The following is a 15,700-nucleotide window of genomic DNA, read 5'->3' as shown; positions in this document are numbered from 1 at the left end:
CGTTTACCCGTCGGAGGCCTCGGGCGTTTCGGCCTGATCATCCGGCGCGGGCTGTGGATCCGGCGTGTCTGACTCGCTTTGCTGGTCAGAGGCACGGCCCGGCAAGACTCCGTTTTCCCAAATACCAGTTTCTTCCTGCCCGTTGGCATAGCGCATCGTTCCGCTGCCCTGGCGCTTGTTATCGACAAAATTGCCTTCGTACACATCGCCGTTCGAATAAGTGGCGACGCCGACGCCTTCGATCTTACCTTCGGACCAGTCGCCCACGTATTTGAAGCCAGCGGGGGTCACGATTTCCCCTTTGCCATGTCGTTTTCCGTTCAGAAAATCACCGGTATAGATGGTCCCGTCGGAATAGGTCGCTTTGCCTTTGCCCTGGCGAACGCCATCGACCCAGTCGCCGTCATAGACCGAACCGTCCGCGCGTGTCACGACGCCCTTGCCATGGCTTTGCGCGTTCTTGAACTGGCCCTTGTAGATCATTCCGTTGGCATAAGTGGCCGTGCCCTGACCCTCGATCACGCCCGCGATCCAATCACCTTCATAGGTTGACCCATCAGGATAGGTGATGCGGCCCGTACCCTCGGCCAAATCGGCAACAAAATCGCCGACATAAACCGAGCCATCGGGATAAGTCAGCTCTCCCAGACCTTCGATCTGTCCCTGGTTCCAGTCGCCGGTATACACAAAGCCGTCCGTGCCGGTGAACGTGCCCTTGCCCTGGCGGCGATCATCGACAAAGTCGCCTTCGTACACGTCGCCTTGCGCGTGGGTCACTTTGCCTTTGCCCTGACGGCGCCCTTCTACCAGTTCGCCCTCGTAGACATCGCCATTGGCATAGGTCAGGCGACCGGTGCCGGTGATCTGATCCTGCGCCCATTCACCGGAATATATCATGCCGTCGGGAATGGTTTGCGTGCCCGTGCCATCGCGCAAACCTGCACTGACGTCGCCTTCGTACACGCTGCCGTCCGCGTAGGTGACTTTGGCCTTGCCCTGCCGCTGACCATCAACCCAGTCGCCATCATAGATGTATCCGTCGGGAAAAGTCAGAATGCCTTTGCCGTGCCGCTGGGCGTTTTTGAACTCACCTTCATAGCGCGTGCCATTTGCAAATTCTGCAACTCCCGTACCGTTGATCGACCCGTTGGACCATTCGCCGTCATAGCTGCTGCCATTGGCGTAAACGATCTTACCGCGCCCTTCGGGTTGGCCTTTGGCAAAACTGCCTTCATAGATCGACCCGTCCGGATAGCGGGTCAAGCCCTGACCCTGAATCTCGCCTTCAACCCACTGGCCCGTGTATTCAAACCCGTTGGGCAGCCTGTACGTCCCCGTCCCGTGACGCAAACCGTTTTCATAGGTGCCTTCATAGACGCCGCCAACCTCGTCATCTTTGACGATGACCGTTCCGTCCTGCGCAAACGCTGTCGCCGCGGACAGACTTAGCCCCGCTGCCAAAATCGAGTATCGGATCACGTTCATTTTCGGTCCTGCCTGCCGGGTCATCGCTGGTTGCATCTTTGAAAGCAAAACTAGGATACCGTCGAAGGCAGGGCAACGGCTTTTGCCGCATTGGCCTTTTACTCGCGCGGTGATCTGCTAAATGGCAATAGGACTGACGAGGCAAGAGGGCAGCATGGCCGACCGTTTCCGCATCACTTTGGCGCAACTGAACCCAACCGTGGGCGACATCGAAGGCAACGCAGACAAGGCCGTTTCCGCATGGGAGCAAGGCAAGGCGGCCGGTGCTGATCTGGTGGCTTTCCCCGAGATGTTCATCACCGGGTACAACACGCAGGATCTGATCCAGAAGCCAGTGTTTCACCGTGCGGCCATGGCGGCGGTCGAGGCGTTGGCCAAAACATGCGCAGACGGACCAGCGATTGCCATTGGCGCGCCTTGGGCGGAAGAGGACAAGTTGTTCAACGCCTACCTGATCCTCAAAAACGGGCGGATCACCAGCAAGGTTTTGAAACATCATTTGCCGAACGAAACCGTTTTTGACGAAGTGCGCCTGTACGATGCCGGACCGTTGGGTGGGCCGTATTCAGTTGGAAACTTCCGTATAGGCAGCCCGATTTGCGAGGATGGCTGGCACCCGGACGTCGCAGAAACGCTCGAGGAAACCGGGGCCGAGTTTCTGCTGATCCCCAACGGATCGCCCTATTTCCGCAACAAGTATGACGTGCGCCTAAATCACATGGTGGCACGGGTTGTCGAAACAGGTCTGCCGCTGATTTACCTGAACATGGTGGGCGGGCAGGACGATCAGGTTTTTGACGGTGCTAGCTTTGGCCTGAACCCGGGTGGAGAGCTGGCCTTCCGGATGCCTGTTTTTGACGAAACTGTCTCACAAGTGGACCTTGAGCGTGGTGACGATGGCTGGCGGATTACGCCGGCCGAAATCGTTCCTCAGCCAGATGTATGGGAGCAGGATTACCGCGCGATGGTGCAATCGCTGCGGGACTATATGGGCAAGACGGGTTTCAAAAAGGCGCTTCTTGGTCTGTCAGGCGGGGTCGATTCTGCCTTGGTGGCGGCCATCGCGGTTGACGCCATCGGGGCCGAAAACGTGCGCTGTGTGATGTTGCCATCGGAATATACCAGCCAGGCTTCGCTGGATGATGCCGAGGCCGTCGCCAAGGCGCTGGGCGTGCACTATGATTTTGTGCCGATTTCCGAGGGCCGGGCCGCGGTAACGAATACTCTGGCGCCTTTGTTTTCAGGGCTGGACGAAGGACTGACCGAGGAAAATATTCAGTCTCGCCTGCGTGGACTGTTGCTGATGGCGATCTCGAACAAGTTTGGTGAAATGCTGTTGACCACCGGCAACAAGTCCGAGGTCGCAGTGGGCTATGCCACGATCTATGGCGACATGAATGGCGGTTATAATCCGATCAAAGATCTGTACAAAACCCGCGTGTTTGAAACCTGCCGTTGGCGCAACGTCAATCATCGTGACTGGATGATGGGTCCCAAGTGCGAGGTGATCCGCCCGTCCATTATCGACAAACCGCCAAGTGCCGAGCTGCGCGCAGACCAGAAGGACAGCGACAGCTTGCCCGACTACCCGGTTCTGGACGGTATCCTTGAGATTTTGGTCGATCAGGATGGCTCAATCGCCGACTGCGTCGCTGCCGGGTATGACGTAGCCGAGGCCCGGCGGGTCGAACATCTGATTTACATCAGTGAATACAAACGGTTCCAGTCTGCCCCCGGTACGCGCCTCAGCAAGCGGGCGTTCTGGCTGGATCGGCGCTATCCAATTGTGAATCGATGGCGCGATCGGACCTGAAAACCAGGGGCCGGACGGCCAGTTTGGAAACAGTGTCTATAGATTAGGCAAAATTGTATCCCAAGTGTGAGAAATTGATTGTGATTTGAGGCGGTTACGGCTGCCTCAAGCTTGCCTGCGCGACATTTTTCTGCCACATTTTTGCTTAGAAGTTGCCCGATGTGGGGCGGGTGCGACGCAATTTAATCTGTACGCGTAAAATTGGTTCGCGGTACGAGCGACGCATCCCGGGTTAGATGTCTGAGTGAACGGTGTGGTGGTAAAATGTACAAGGAATATGACAATTCGCTTCATACACCTTTGAAATGGCGGTCTATAGAGACGCAGCCGCAAGAATTGGATGAAGAAAAGCTGGATGCGGCGATCGCCAATCTAATGGAGGAACAGCGAGAATTGGATGAGCTTGCTGCACTCAATTTCCGAACCGAGTTTCCGAGGTTGCTGCCGCAAAAGGAAGTAACAAATCAAGCGGCATCCAAACAAAACGGGTTGTCGGCGATCTTGCGCCAGAAATGGGCAGAGTTGTCCGGCGCGGCCTAATACGCTCGTTGCTGACACCGATTTCGGCACCTGGGCCACAGGTGTCGAAAATACTGCAACAACGCTCGGAATTCACATTGCCTATACGCGGCGGGCAGGTCTCCATACTGGTCCAAGCGACCGATGTAAGACCTATTGATGACCGCACCCAAACCGACCCCAGTTGAATCTGATCTGGCTCTGCCCAAACATGTGGATGTTGTTGTTATTGGCGGTGGCATCATCGGCGTTTCAACGGCATTGGAGCTAGCTGAACGCGGCGCTTCTGTTCTTTTGTGTGAAAAGGGTCAGATTGCAGCAGAGCAGAGTTCGCGCAATTGGGGTTGGGTGCGTCTGGGTATGCGAGACCCAAGGGAAATTCCCCTGATGCAAGAGGCGTTGCGCATCTGGCAAACGCTGGACGAGCGTTTGGGGCGCGAAACAGGCTATACCCAATCCGGCATCCTTTTTGGGGCCTCTGGCGCAAGAGACGCAGCCAACCTGCAAAAGTGGATGCGCCATGTTGAGGGATTGCAGACCGGGGCCAGGATAGTGTCCGGCGGTGAGCTTTCCGATTTGCTGCAAGGGCACCAAACAGGTTTGACAACAGCGCTTTACATGCCGCAGGACGGTCGTGCCGAGCCGCAATGGGCTGCTCCGGCTATTGCCGAGGCTGCACGAGACCGGGGCGCTGTGATCATGACGCAATGTGCAGTCCGCAGCGTCGAAACCAAGGATGGGCACATTTCCGGTGTCTTTACCGAGCGTGGAAAAGTGGTTTGCGGACGCGTCGTTCTGGCGGGTGGGGCCTGGTCGCGGTTGTTTGCTGGCAACGCGGGCGTCGAGCTGCCGCAACTCAAGGTTTTGAACACAGTGCTTCGCACATCCCCCGTGCACGATGGGCCTGGACCCGCGTTGTGGTCCGACGATTTTGCGATCCGCAAGCGCGCTGACGGCGGCTATACCATTGCGTCTGGCCACGAAAACACGGTGGACATTGTGCCCGACAGCTTCCGGCTTGCGAAACGGTTCTTGCCTGCCTTTGCGCAGGAGTGGAAATCCTTGCGCTTTCGCCTGTCCAGACGCTGGGCGATCGAAGCGCGACACGATCGGCACTGGCTGCCCACCGATGTGACCCCGTTCGAGCAGTGCCGAAATTTGGACCCTGAGCCATCGCAGAAAGTGTTGCGGCACGCTTGGAGCCGCGCCTGCAAAGGGTTCCCGGCGCTTATGAACAGCGAAGTTGTGCAAAGTTGGGCTGGAATGATCGACGTTACGCCTGACGCCATTCCGGTGATCTCAGGTGTTGATGAGTTGCCGGGCCTATTCATTGGCACAGGATTCTCTGGCCATGGATTTGGCATTGGTCCGGGCGCCGGACGGTTGATCGCCGATCTTGTCGCTGAAACGACGCCTTGCGTGGATCCGGCCGCGTTTCGCCTTTCGCGGTTCACCGACGGCTCGAAAGTGAGGCCGGATCCGGGGTATTAACGGCTTAGCCCATCATCTGATAGCTGACCGGGACAAAGCGGAAACCGTCGCCTCGGGTTTCGACAAAGCCCGCGCCGGGGAACGGCATGTGATAGCCGACCATCGGTACCTTATCTGCCGCCAGCATCCCCAGAACGTTGCGACGCGCGGCTGTTGCTGCTGCCTTGTCCATGTCAAATCGGACCTCCCATTCGGGATGCGCGAAAGACCAGACATAGTGGTTGGCCAGATCTGCCGTCAGGATAAGGCGCTGTCCGTTGCTTTCCAGATGATACACGGTGTGACCTGGCGTGTGGCCATACGCGGCGACTGCCGTGATGCCTGACGTCACTTCGCCACTGTCGCCGATAAAGCTCATCTTTTCTGCCAGTGGGGTTACCTTGGCGGCCACCAGATCGCCGACGCGGTTGCCCGCCTCCTGCGCCGCCCAGAAATCATATTCGGGCGCAGCGGTCACGTAACGCGCATTTGCAAATGTAGGCGCGTCGTTGGTGGTCATGCCTCCGATGTGATCAGGATGCATGTGTGTCAGCACCACGACGTCGATTTGGTCCGGCGTCACGCCTGCATCGGCCAGAGCTGCCTGAATGCCACCTTGTCCCAATCCGGTGTCAAAAAGAACCAGTTCAGAACCTGTGTTGACCAGTGAAGGGGTAAAGAAAAACTGGGCTGCATCTGCCGGAATGAAATTGTCCGCTGAAACCTTGGCGAATTCCTCATCTGTCGCTCCACCGCCAAAGATCTCTTTGGCACCGTCGCGTGCAATGCTGCCATCCAGCAGTGTGGTTACCGTAAAGTCGCCCAGCGTGAAGGACTTGGCGATGGTCGAGTTTGCTTTGGTGCCCGAGCCTGCAGCCAGAAGCGGTGAAGCGGCAGACGCAAATGGCAAAGCTGCGGCTGCGCCCAACGCGGCGCGGCGTGTAAGATTGAAAGTCATTTTGGGGTCTCCCTTTAGGTGCCAGCGTCAAATAGATAGGACGGAACAGGGCGGCTGCCACTCCACGTTCGCGTGAGCGGGCCTGCGACTGGACAAAACACGCGTCTTATGACAAGAGCCGCGCCAACAGGAGACACCCATGACAACCACCCGTTTCGCCCCGTCGCCCACCGGATACATCCATGTGGGCAACCTGCGCACCGCCCTGATGAACTATCTGATCGCTCGCAAGGCGGGCGGTACATTCATCCTGCGAATTGACGACACCGATCCCGAGCGCTCGAAAGAAGAATATGTCGATGCCATCAAGCGGGATCTGGAGTGGCTGGGTCTGCACTGGGACAAGGTTGAACGCCAGTCTGAGCGCTTGGATCGCTATGCCGAAGCTGCGGACAAGCTGCGTGAGATGGGTCGGTTCTATGAGGCGTTTGAGACGCCGACCGAGCTGGACTTGAAACGCAAGAAGCAACTGAACATGGGCAAGCCACCGGTCTATGACCGGGCCGCGCTGAACCTGTCAGATGCCGAGAAAGACGCCCTGCGCGCCGAACGTGGCAACGGTGTATGGCGCTTCAAGCTGGATCATGAGCGTATCGAATGGACTGATGGTATTCTGGGCGACATCTCGATTGATGCTGCTTCAGTTTCTGACCCCGTGCTGATCCGCGGTGACGGTCAGGTGCTTTACACGATTGCGTCCGTTGTGGACGATACCGAAATGGGTGTAACCGATGTGGTGCGGGGGTCGGACCACGTGACCAACACCGCTACGCAGATCCAGATCATCGAAGCGCTGGGCGGCCAGTGCCCCCGTTTTGCCCACCACTCGCTACTGACCGGCCCGCAGGGTGAGGCCCTTTCGAAACGTTTGGGCACGCTGGCGTTGCGCGACCTGCGCGAACAGGGCTTGCAGCCGATGGCTTTGTTGAGCCTGATGGCGCGTCTGGGGTCGTCTGACCCGGTTGAGTTGCGCTCGGACATGGCGGAACTGATCGAAGGGTTTGATGTGAACCGGTTTGGTGCGGCACCGACCAAGTTTGACGTACAGGACCTGTTCCCTCTGACCGCAAAGCACCTGCAATCGCTGCCGCTGACAGATGTAGCTGATGCGGTGGAAGACGCTGGAGTTCCGGCTGATTTGGCGGAACCCTTCTGGGCAATGGCGCGCGAAAACATCACCACTCTGGCTGATCTGAAAGGCTGGTGGGAACTGTGCCGCGATGGGGCCGAACCATTGATTGCCGATGAAGATCGAGAGTTTATTGCCGAAGCGGTCGCTTTGTTGCCCGATGGCCCGTTTGATGGCGAGACCTGGGGTACTTGGACCAAAGCGGTGAAAGAGGCAACAGGCCGCAAGGGCAAGGGCCTGTTCATGCCGCTGCGCAAAGCCCTGACCGGGATGGAGCGGGGGCCGGAAATGGCGGCTCTACTGCCCTTGCTGCAGGTGATCCGCGCACGGGGCTGAATGCTCCGTACCGAAACGGTATGAATTTAGAATTTGAAAGAGGCAGGAAATTCGTCTGCCTCTTTTTGTTGATGTGGCTGGATTATCTTTACCGATGCGCGCTTCAGGCGGTTATCTACAAATGCTGTCTCGTCAGGTTTGAGCAGTTGGTGACGGGGATATTTCGGCTCGGCCCGATCATTCACAACAGGCGCGTCCCAGCCGTCGGTTGTGGCAAAGAACCGGTCCGCACCATCTGGTCCAAACGCCCTCAGGTATCCCTGCACAACCACATCGATATAACTGAGCAGCAAGGGATGGTGATTGCTGGGCGCGGTGTGCCGGTCATGGGGCACCGCATAAACCGCGATTTCGACATCATGCGTCAGGGTGTGTGAAATCGAATTCGTTGCCGGAACCCGGTCATAGGCCCATTCCCGCTGATCCAGTGCGGCCCAGTCGTTTTTTGGCACATGCGCGATCATTCCTTCGATCTCAGCCTCGGGGTCGGGAACTGCGGTCAGGAACGCGACCGGGCGCAGATCGGTATGACGCCACGCCCGCCTCCAGCCTTTCAGTTTTGCCGGACGCGGGTCGGGAAAATCATGTGTGGCGAGGTTCACAAGGCTGCCATAGCCAAAGAAATAGGGGTCAGGCATGGATAAGGCGTCCTTTTGATCGATTGATGTATGTCAAACCGCTTTTTTCCCGGACATGCAATAAGGCTGCATCTTGAATTCAGGGAGGCCCTCATGCGGATTACGAAACGGACAAATATTGCCGTGCGCCTTTTGATGTATTGCGCAGCGCACCCGGACAGGTTGGTCACCAAGTCGGAAATTGCCGAAGTGTGTAACATTTCGGAAAATCATCTCGCGCAGGTGATCAACCAACTGAGCCAGTTGGACTATCTAAGCACACAACGCGGCCGCAATGGCGGCATGTCTTTGGCGCGCCCGGCGGAAGAAATTCGGATCGGCGCGGTGTTCCGGCATGTTGAGGGCGCCTTGCCCATTGCCGAATGTTTTGCGGATGCGGACAATACCTGCCCCTTGACGGATGCCTGCCGGTTGCGGTTGGCGCTGCAGGACGCGGCCGAAGTGTTTTACGCCTCTCTCGATGATGTTTCGCTGGATGCTTTGGTTTGTGACAATGATCCGTTGCTGAAGCTTTTGCAGCCCGTGGCCTGTGTGCGCTGAGCTTAGTCGCTGGCGCGCAGGATGCGGGCTGGCCGGGCCGAAAGCGGGCGCAGAGCAAAGGCAAGACCTGCGCAAAGCGTGACGCCGATCCCGGCCAGAACAATGCCCAACGCCGAAGACCAGATGATCGCAAAATCCGTCTCGAAAATGTAGGTGGCAACGGCCCATCCGCCCAGAATGCCGACCAGCAAGGCGACGCAGCCTGCGGCGGCCCCCAATAAGACAGAGCGCAGGCCAAAGCTGCGCAGGATGCGGCCCCGATTGGCCCCGAGGGTTTTCAGGATTGCCGCTTCGTATCTGCGGGCAGGTTCGCCTGCCGCTGCGGCTCCGATCAAGACCAGAAATCCGGTTAGCAAGGACACACCTGCGCCGTAAGATGTGGCGGCGGCGATACCGGCCAGCAGCCCTGAAACGCGGTCGATGGCATCGCGTACGCGAATGGCCGTGATGTTGGGGAACTGACCTGCGAGATCCCTGAGGATGGCAGCCTCGGCCTGCTCTTCTGCATAGACAGTGGCGATGAAACTATGCGGTGCACCGGACAGGGCAGAGGGGTTCATCGACATGATGAATCCCATTCCTGCGGTTGAGAAATCCACCTCGCGCAACGAGGTCAGCTCTGCGGTTATGTCGCGACCAAGGATATTGACGGTCAGTTGATCGCCAAGTTGCAGGCCCATTTCGGCGGCTTCTTCAGCGGCAAAGCTGACCTGAGGTGTGCCCGAATAATCCTCGGGCCACCACTCCCCATCGGTTACATTCGCGTTTGCCGGGGGTCGGGCAGAATAGGTGACACCACGGTCTCCTTCGAGCACCCAATGATCACCAGCCACATCACGGGCAGGGCGGCCATTGATCTGCGTGATGATCCCACGCAGCATTGGCGCGCTTTCGATGCGGCTGACGGCAGGGTCCGAGGTCAGGCGATCGGAAAAGCCGGGCATCTGATCCTTTTGGATGTCGACAAAGAAATATGAGGGCGCGACATCTGGTAGGTTGCCTGAGATTGCGTTGCGCAGCGTGCCGTCGATCTGTCCAACGGCGGCCAGAACGGACAAGCCCAGACCGAGCGACAGAACAACCGAGCCTGCGCCCTCACGCGGGTCTGAAATGGCGGACAAGGCCCATCGCAGGGCAGGGCGGCCGCGTGCCAGAGGAGCTACGGCCCGGGCCAGTTTGCGAATGGCATAGGCAGAGAGGCTTAATAAAACCAGCGCACCTACAAGCCCGCCGCTTGTCCAAAGGGTCAATCGTGTGGAACCGCTGAACCAGGCGGCAACGGAGACAAGCAATGCGAGACCAATTGCGGTGGCGATGACATAAATCGGGCGTGGGAGCGCTCGGGCCGTACTCAGCGCATCGCGAAACAGGGTTGCGGCCCGCACGTCTTCGGTTCTGGCCAATGGCCAAAGCGTGAACAGAAATGCGGTAAGCAGCCCATAGATTGCGGCCTCAATCAGTGGCTGTGGATAGAGCGAGAATACTGCCGGAACCGGTAACTGGCTTTCCAACAGAGGCGCCAGAAGCAGCGGAGCCAGCCCGCCCAGCGCCAGGCCGAGCGCAATTCCGATGACAGACAGCACGCCGATCTGAAGCATGTAAGTTTGAAAAATCGTTGCGCGATCAGCCCCCAAGGTGCGCAAGGTCGCCACGGTTTCTGTTTTTTGGCTCAGGTACGCGCGCACGGCGGCTGAAACGCCAATGCCGCCCACCGCAAGGCCCGAGAGGCCGACAAGAACCAGAAAGGCGCTCAGGCGGCTGACAAACTCGGAAATACCGGGGGCACCGTTGCGCGCATCGCTCCATCGCATTCCCGTGCCGTCGAAGGCTTTGTCAGCTTCGGCGGCGATTTCGGCAAGGACGATCGTGTCTGGCAGGTTCAAACGGTATTTGGTCGAAAACAGAGTGCCGGGCTCCAACAACCCAGACGTCTGTAGCGCCTCGGTTCTCACCAATGTGCGCGGTCCAAGGCCAAACCCATCTGCCGCGCTGTCGGGTTCGTTCACCAGTGCGGCTGTCAGGACAAATTCCTGCGCCCCAAGCTTGAAGCGATCACCAACGGCCAGCCCAAGCCGGTCGATCAGAACTTGTTCCATGACTGCTCCGGGCAAGCCGGATGTCCCGTTTAGGGCGTCATCCAGCGTTATGTCAGGATCCAGTCTGACCGAACCAATCAAGGGGTACGCAGTGTCGACAGATTTCACTTGCGTCAGTGCGCGCTCCGGTTCTTCGGCACGGGGCACAACAGCCATCGAGCGGAAATCGACGATCTCGGACACCTGCTCGGATGCTTGCTGCATCCAGGCGCGCTCGGCCTCATCTGCAAAGCGATAGGTGAATTCAAGCTGGGCGTCGCCGCCCAAAAGCGAAGCACCTTCTTGCGCCAATCCGGTTTGAATGGCTTGCCGTACCGACCCTACGGCTGCAATGGCTGCGACGCCAAGCGCCAGACAGGCCAGAAAGATCCTAAACCCCCGCAAGCCTCCGCGCAGCTCGCGACGGGCGAGCCGCCCCGCCAGTCGCAGGCTCATTCGGCGGCCTCCTGCCGAGTTTCTTCCGCAATCCGTCCATCGCGAAGGCGAACAACCCGATCGCAGCGTTCCGCCAAGGAACGGCTGTGAGTGACAAGAACGAGGGTCGCATCAAATTTCTGACGCAGTCCAAACAGGAGATCAACAATCGCAGCGCCGTTGGTTTCATCCAGGTTCCCGGTGGGTTCATCTGCCAACAAAATCTTGGGGCGCGGCGCTGAGGCACGGGCAAGTGCCACGCGCTGTTGTTCACCGCCCGACAGTTGCGCCGGATAGTGATCGCGCCGATGCGATAGCCCGACAGCGTCCAGCTCAGTCTCGGCCAGGTCGAACGCATCCCTGTGCCCTGACAGCTCCAGCGGTGTTGCGACATTCTCAAGCGCAGTCATGGTCGGGATCAGGTGAAAGTTTTGGAACACCACTCCCATGTTGTTGCGGCGAAAGCGGGCCAGTGCATCTTCGTCCATGCTTGTCAGGTCCTGATCCAGCGCGGTGATCTGTCCGCTGGTCGCTTGCTCCAACCCACCCATCAACATCAGGAGCGAAGATTTGCCCGAACCGGACGGCCCGATCAGGCCCAGTGTTTCACCCTTGGTCACAGACAACGTAATGTCATGCAGAATATCGACCCGCCCGGCATTGCCATCCAGCGACAAAGCAGCATTTTGGAGGGTGAGAACAGCAGATGTCATGGGTTTACCCGATTAAGGAGCGGTCCTTTGGGATATGGAGCGATCACCACATTGCGCAAGGCTTTGATGACAGGTCTGTTTATCTTCTGCGGTTTCACGGCCACAGCCGAGCAAGTGGTGATTGCCGCCTTAGGGGATTCGTTGACGCAAGGCTATGGGCTGGTGGAAGAAGACGGGTTTGTACCTCAGCTTGACCGTTGGCTTCGGGCGCAGGGCGCGGATGTGCAGATGATCAACGCCGGCGTTTCAGGTGACACAACGGCAGGCGGAGCTGCGCGGGTGGAATGGACCCTGACGCCGGATGTGGATGGAATGATCGTCGCCTTAGGCGGAAATGACCTATTGCGCGGAATCGACCCTGCAGTCTCACGGGCCAACCTGCGCGAAATTCTGGAGGTTGCGCGGGATGGCGGCGTTGTTGTTCTGCTGATCGGAATGCAAGCGCCGGGCAATTACGGAACGGACTACAAACAGGCATTTGACGCGATGTACCCCGAATTGGCGCAAGACTATGGGGTCTTGTTTGCCAGCAGTTTCTTTGAAGGGCTGACAGCCGAGGGCGATCCTGGTGCAGTGTCACAGTTCATGCAGGCCGACGGCATTCACCCAAATGCCGACGGGGTCGCCCGGATCGTGGATGCGCTGGGCCCATCCGTTCTGGAACTTGTCGGGCAGGCAGCGGCCCCCTGACTTTGATCAGACGACCGTGACCACTGTTCCGATTGGGACACGATTGTATAGGTCAATGACATGTTCGTTCAGCATACGGACGCACCCGTTTGACACTGCATGACCAATGGTTTGCGGCTGCGTTGTACCATGGATGCGGAAATATGTGTCGACGCCGTTCTGGAAAAGATACAGCGCCCGCGCGCCCAAAGGGTTATCTCCGCCACCGGGCTGCACATAGTCATTGTCTTTGAATTTTGCGTAGGTAACCGGGTCACGCTCGATCATTTCATCGGTCGGACGCCAGGTGGGCCATTCCTTTTTCACATCGATGGTCGCCGATCCGGTAAATTCCAGCCCCGCCTTTCCAACACCACAACCATAGCGGATCGCTTTGCGTGGTTCGGTCACGTAGTAGAGATAGAACGACCGGGGGGCGACCAGAAGCTGCCCAGGCACGAATTGCTTTTTGATGCGCACGAATTGCGGCGTCGGATCATATTCGACCGCTTTCTTGGCGCTGGCGATTCCCGGCAACAGGCTGGCTGCTGTTCCGGCCAGAAAAACACGGCGTGTAAACATGGAAAACCCTCATCGAATGACCAAGGAAACTTAAGAACAGTTTCAGTATGATATGATATTTGGTCAATTCTGGGGCAAACATCACGTGGTCGTGATGTGTTCCGGCCGCCACGCAGGCGGCCGGATAGAAAAGGGCAAAGACGCGCCTTACCCTTTTACCGGCTTAGGCCAGTTGGATGTTGTCGGCGCTTTCGCGACCGTCACGACCAGCGCGCAGCTCGTACGTGACTTTCTGGTTGTCGGCCAGACCGGTCAGGCCCGAACGCTCTACTGACGAGATGTGAACGAAGATGTCTTTGCCGCCATCTTCGGGTGCGATAAAGCCGTAGCCTTTGGTGGTGTTGAACCATTTTACGGTGCCTGCAGGCATATCCGTTGTCTCCTGTTTGGTGCTGCCCACGTGGATGCGGCAGCCTGGCGTCGTTGTCTGGATCGATAGACTGAGCGCCGTAAAAGGAGACAGTGGGTCGAAATAGAAAAACGTAAGCTCCCTTCATATGGCATTGAGGTGGCCGTGTGGCAAGGGATGATCGCCTGAATTGGACAGCGGCCCCAGAGCATATTGCAGTGATTCAAGGGGTCTTTGATCAAAGAGTGGGAATTGCCGTGCCTGGCTCATACGACCGGTGGTCGTCCCGGTTTCCGAATAAACGCATAATGAGACTATTGAGAATCGCAGCTTTGCTTGCGGCCCTTTTAGGCACAGGATCAGAGGTGTCTTGATAGGACGGTATCCTTTGATCTCATAAGTCTTCATTTTAATTCAATTATTGTGATGTTTGAAAAATGACGCTGGGATGCTATGCTTAAAGACAGTGTCGTGGGGGCCAATATGAGAGTTATTTGCACATTAGCGGTTGTGTTTTGGGCCGGAGCGTCAGAAGCTTTGACCATTTCAGAAGGGTCGGAACGTTCGACTGCGGATGGTGATCAAGTTACATCCGAGCTTTTATCAGGCTTTGATAGCGAAAGACATCGTGAAGAGTTGGAATGGGAAAATCTCCGTTTGACCCAAGCACCCGAACCCTCTGAACATGACCGGCATCTTGAAGAGTTGGAGCTATTGCGGGAACGCCCCAACCAAGAGCAGGGCGTAACGGAAGGTGCCGTGGCGCAGGCAAACCTTGCGGCTGTCCCGATTCCCGCCAGTTGGTTGCTGCTGGTTGGCGCGTTGGCCGGGCTGTTTGGTCTGGGCAAATTTCGCAGAAACCAGTCAGCTTAAAGCCTGCAACTGCTATCATCCATTAGAGTTTTGACTGAGACGCCGGAGTTTGGTCGCTTCGAGGGGGCTTGATGCATTTCGAAGTGGCTGGATGGCGTCCAGCGACGTAACCCTGTTTATCAAACCATCGAGATATTCGTTCGGGTTGGGTAGGGCCGGAGTGGAGCAGTGGCGTGAACGAAGGGGCGTTCGGAGAACCCCAAGATGGTTGATTTCACCCGTCATTTGATTTGGTTGAATTATCGGAAATTGAGGAGTGACGAGTGCGAGTACCCACCCTACGCTCGCTGACTATGTGATTACGGTTCTTCCTTTCGTAAAATTTGGTCAACGCATTTCGTGTGGAGAGGAGCTAACGACTGCTCAATATCAAGAGTTTCGTAAGCCAATGACACGGTTGATTTTTTGTCATTTATCGAAGCGTGAAACCAAGCGAAGCAAATTGCCGTATCGTAGTCTACTGTGCCTCGAATCAACGAAGTATAAAATTCGGTGTCGCGTTCGTTGTTTTCTGCGCTTTTGACTAGTGCAACTGCTGCGGAAATTAAGTTAACGAGGTTGAAAATCTTGTTTGCTTCTAGATCTAAGTGGTGCCGCTGACTGGGATGGAACTCACTTTCAATGGCTTTTTTTCGAGGAGACACTCGGATGCTCTGCGGTACTGCTCTAAGCGAACTGTTTCTTTTCCGGCTGCGCCCTCTTGTTCTAGCAACCGGGCTTTCTCCTCGTTGATCATGGAAAATAGAGAGAAAAAGGAGCTTTCAAACAATTGCTTTTCTAAAGCAACTCTTTGCGCTTCATTGATACCTTCTTGCCCTTCAAGGAGTTTTAGAGTGTCATTTCGTTCCTTTTTGACGTGTTCGAGCTCTTCTCGTTGAAGGCTGACCGCAAGCACTAACAAGAGTAAAGCTGTTCCTGAGAAGAGGGCGTTTGCCGCGCCAAAGGTGTCTCCAAAAGTTCCGCCGGATTGATCGGAGTAAACAGCATAAATAAAGTTGAGAAAGTAGGCAAAGGGAACAAACCAAAGGGCTTGTTTCAGCCAAAATCGAAGTTCTGTAAGTTTTTTCTGCATTTCTGTTTCTTTGGTTGGAAAAAAGGCGGCAAAATTGCCGCCTA

At 56.9% G+C, this 15,700-nt stretch carries 15 protein-coding genes; 7 read left to right on the top strand and 8 right to left on the bottom strand.

Annotation, left to right across the window (positions count from 1 at the left end; translation table 11 throughout):
- Positions 1-3 precede the first annotated feature (3 nt).
- The gene (locus I9187_RS14945) at positions 4-1,485 is read right to left on the bottom strand and encodes a 2-isopropylmalate synthase (RefSeq protein ID WP_171179262.1); all 1,482 of its coding nucleotides are present in this window, start codon (positions 1,483-1,485) and stop codon (positions 4-6) included.
- Positions 1,486-1,639: 154 nt separating this feature from the next.
- On the opposite strand from I9187_RS14945, the gene I9187_RS14940 reads away from it, so the two are divergent.
- From I9187_RS14940 to I9187_RS14930, 3 genes are all read left to right on the top strand, one after another.
- On the top strand, positions 1,640-3,298 hold the full coding sequence (locus tag I9187_RS14940; protein WP_209509647.1) for an NAD+ synthase: 1,659 nt from the start codon (positions 1,640-1,642) through the stop codon (positions 3,296-3,298).
- 264 nt (positions 3,299-3,562) lie between these two features.
- Positions 3,563-3,838, top strand: coding sequence for a hypothetical protein (locus I9187_RS14935; protein ID WP_171179267.1), 276 nt, complete (start codon positions 3,563-3,565; stop codon positions 3,836-3,838).
- Positions 3,839-3,976: 138 nt separating this feature from the next.
- Complete coding sequence (locus I9187_RS14930; RefSeq protein ID WP_171179269.1) at positions 3,977-5,308, top strand: FAD-binding oxidoreductase; 1,332 nt, start codon at positions 3,977-3,979, stop codon at positions 5,306-5,308.
- Between the two features lie 4 nt (positions 5,309-5,312).
- Here the strand turns inward: I9187_RS14930 and I9187_RS14925 are convergent, their stop codons facing one another.
- Positions 5,313-6,245 carry an MBL fold metallo-hydrolase gene (locus I9187_RS14925; protein WP_171238482.1) on the bottom strand — a complete coding sequence of 311 codons (933 nt, stop codon included), beginning with the start codon at positions 6,243-6,245 and terminating at the stop codon, positions 5,313-5,315.
- A 139-nt stretch (positions 6,246-6,384) separates the two neighbouring features.
- Here I9187_RS14925 and gltX point away from each other — a divergent pair, with 139 nt between their 5' ends.
- Complete coding sequence (gene gltX / locus I9187_RS14920; protein WP_209940234.1) at positions 6,385-7,710, top strand: glutamate--tRNA ligase; 1,326 nt, start codon at positions 6,385-6,387, stop codon at positions 7,708-7,710.
- A gap of 26 nt (positions 7,711-7,736) precedes the next feature.
- Here gltX and I9187_RS14915 read toward each other — a convergent pair whose 3' ends face one another.
- The gene (locus I9187_RS14915; RefSeq protein WP_171179275.1) at positions 7,737-8,348 is read right to left on the bottom strand and encodes a gamma-glutamylcyclotransferase family protein; all 612 of its coding nucleotides are present in this window, start codon (positions 8,346-8,348) and stop codon (positions 7,737-7,739) included.
- A 93-nt stretch (positions 8,349-8,441) separates the two neighbouring features.
- Here I9187_RS14915 and I9187_RS14910 point away from each other — a divergent pair, with 93 nt between their 5' ends.
- A complete protein-coding gene (locus I9187_RS14910; protein ID WP_171179277.1) occupies positions 8,442-8,888 on the top strand; it encodes an Rrf2 family transcriptional regulator in 447 nt (148 codons plus the stop codon).
- Between the two features lie 2 nt (positions 8,889-8,890).
- Here I9187_RS14910 and I9187_RS14905 read toward each other — a convergent pair whose 3' ends face one another.
- Positions 8,891-11,419, bottom strand: a complete 2,529-nt coding sequence (locus I9187_RS14905; protein WP_209940233.1) for an FtsX-like permease family protein — start codon at positions 11,417-11,419, stop codon at positions 8,891-8,893.
- Entirely contained in the window at positions 11,416-12,111 is a 696-nt protein-coding gene (locus I9187_RS14900) for an ATP-binding cassette domain-containing protein (protein ID WP_171179288.1), read from the bottom strand. The genes I9187_RS14905 and I9187_RS14900 overlap by 4 nt, the downstream gene beginning before the upstream one ends.
- Positions 12,112-12,177: 66 nt before the next feature.
- Between I9187_RS14900 and I9187_RS14895 the strand changes: the two genes are divergently transcribed.
- A complete protein-coding gene (locus I9187_RS14895) occupies positions 12,178-12,801 on the top strand; it encodes an arylesterase (protein WP_171179446.1) in 624 nt (207 codons plus the stop codon).
- Between the two features lie 6 nt (positions 12,802-12,807).
- Here the strand turns inward: I9187_RS14895 and I9187_RS14890 are convergent, their stop codons facing one another.
- Both I9187_RS14890 and I9187_RS14885 read right to left on the bottom strand, forming a co-directional pair.
- The gene (locus tag I9187_RS14890) at positions 12,808-13,362 is read right to left on the bottom strand and encodes a L,D-transpeptidase (protein WP_171179290.1); all 555 of its coding nucleotides are present in this window, start codon (positions 13,360-13,362) and stop codon (positions 12,808-12,810) included.
- 163 nt (positions 13,363-13,525) lie between these two features.
- On the bottom strand, positions 13,526-13,732 hold the full coding sequence (locus I9187_RS14885; RefSeq protein ID WP_050604132.1) for a cold-shock protein: 207 nt from the start codon (positions 13,730-13,732) through the stop codon (positions 13,526-13,528).
- Positions 13,733-14,194: 462 nt separating this feature from the next.
- Here I9187_RS14885 and I9187_RS14880 point away from each other — a divergent pair, with 462 nt between their 5' ends.
- Positions 14,195-14,584 carry a hypothetical protein gene (locus I9187_RS14880; protein ID WP_209940232.1) on the top strand — a complete coding sequence of 130 codons (390 nt, stop codon included), beginning with the start codon at positions 14,195-14,197 and terminating at the stop codon, positions 14,582-14,584.
- 583 nt (positions 14,585-15,167) lie between these two features.
- Here I9187_RS14880 and I9187_RS14875 read toward each other — a convergent pair.
- Positions 15,168-15,656, bottom strand: coding sequence for a hypothetical protein (locus tag I9187_RS14875; RefSeq protein ID WP_171179294.1), 489 nt, complete (start codon positions 15,654-15,656; stop codon positions 15,168-15,170).
- Positions 15,657-15,700: the final 44 nt, after the last annotated feature.

Source organism: Ruegeria sp. HKCCE4148, from assembly GCF_017872495.1.
In the GTDB taxonomy this organism is placed as follows: domain Bacteria; phylum Pseudomonadota; class Alphaproteobacteria; order Rhodobacterales; family Rhodobacteraceae; genus Ruegeria.
This window is presented reverse-complemented; position numbering and strand designations above follow the sequence as displayed.

Bases quoted from the DNA above. Each gene is read 5' to 3' on its own strand.
- I9187_RS14935 (WP_171179267.1), top strand. From the start codon at position 3,563: ATGTACAAGGAATATGACAATTCGCTTCATACACCTTTGAAATGGCGG.
- gltX (WP_209940234.1), top strand. From the start codon at position 6,385: ATGACAACCACCCGTTTCGCCCCGTCGCCCACCGGATACATCCATGTG.
- I9187_RS14895 (WP_171179446.1), top strand. From the start codon at position 12,178: ATGACAGGTCTGTTTATCTTCTGCGGTTTCACGGCCACAGCCGAGCAA.
- I9187_RS14925 (WP_171238482.1), bottom strand. From the start codon at position 6,245: ATGACTTTCAATCTTACACGCCGCGCCGCGTTGGGCGCAGCCGCAGCT.
- I9187_RS14905 (WP_209940233.1), bottom strand. From the start codon at position 11,419: ATGAGCCTGCGACTGGCGGGGCGGCTCGCCCGTCGCGAGCTGCGCGGA.
- I9187_RS14875 (WP_171179294.1), bottom strand. From the start codon at position 15,656: ATGCAGAAAAAACTTACAGAACTTCGATTTTGGCTGAAACAAGCCCTT.
- I9187_RS14900 (WP_171179288.1), bottom strand. From the start codon at position 12,111: ATGACATCTGCTGTTCTCACCCTCCAAAATGCTGCTTTGTCGCTGGAT.
- I9187_RS14945 (WP_171179262.1), bottom strand. From the start codon at position 1,485: ATGAACGTGATCCGATACTCGATTTTGGCAGCGGGGCTAAGTCTGTCC.
- I9187_RS14890 (WP_171179290.1), bottom strand. From the start codon at position 13,362: ATGTTTACACGCCGTGTTTTTCTGGCCGGAACAGCAGCCAGCCTGTTG.
- I9187_RS14885 (WP_050604132.1), bottom strand. From the start codon at position 13,732: ATGCCTGCAGGCACCGTAAAATGGTTCAACACCACCAAAGGCTACGGC.
- I9187_RS14910 (WP_171179277.1), top strand. From the start codon at position 8,442: ATGCGGATTACGAAACGGACAAATATTGCCGTGCGCCTTTTGATGTAT.
- I9187_RS14930 (WP_171179269.1), top strand. From the start codon at position 3,977: ATGACCGCACCCAAACCGACCCCAGTTGAATCTGATCTGGCTCTGCCC.
- I9187_RS14880 (WP_209940232.1), top strand. From the start codon at position 14,195: ATGAGAGTTATTTGCACATTAGCGGTTGTGTTTTGGGCCGGAGCGTCA.
- I9187_RS14915 (WP_171179275.1), bottom strand. From the start codon at position 8,348: ATGCCTGACCCCTATTTCTTTGGCTATGGCAGCCTTGTGAACCTCGCC.
- I9187_RS14940 (WP_209509647.1), top strand. From the start codon at position 1,640: ATGGCCGACCGTTTCCGCATCACTTTGGCGCAACTGAACCCAACCGTG.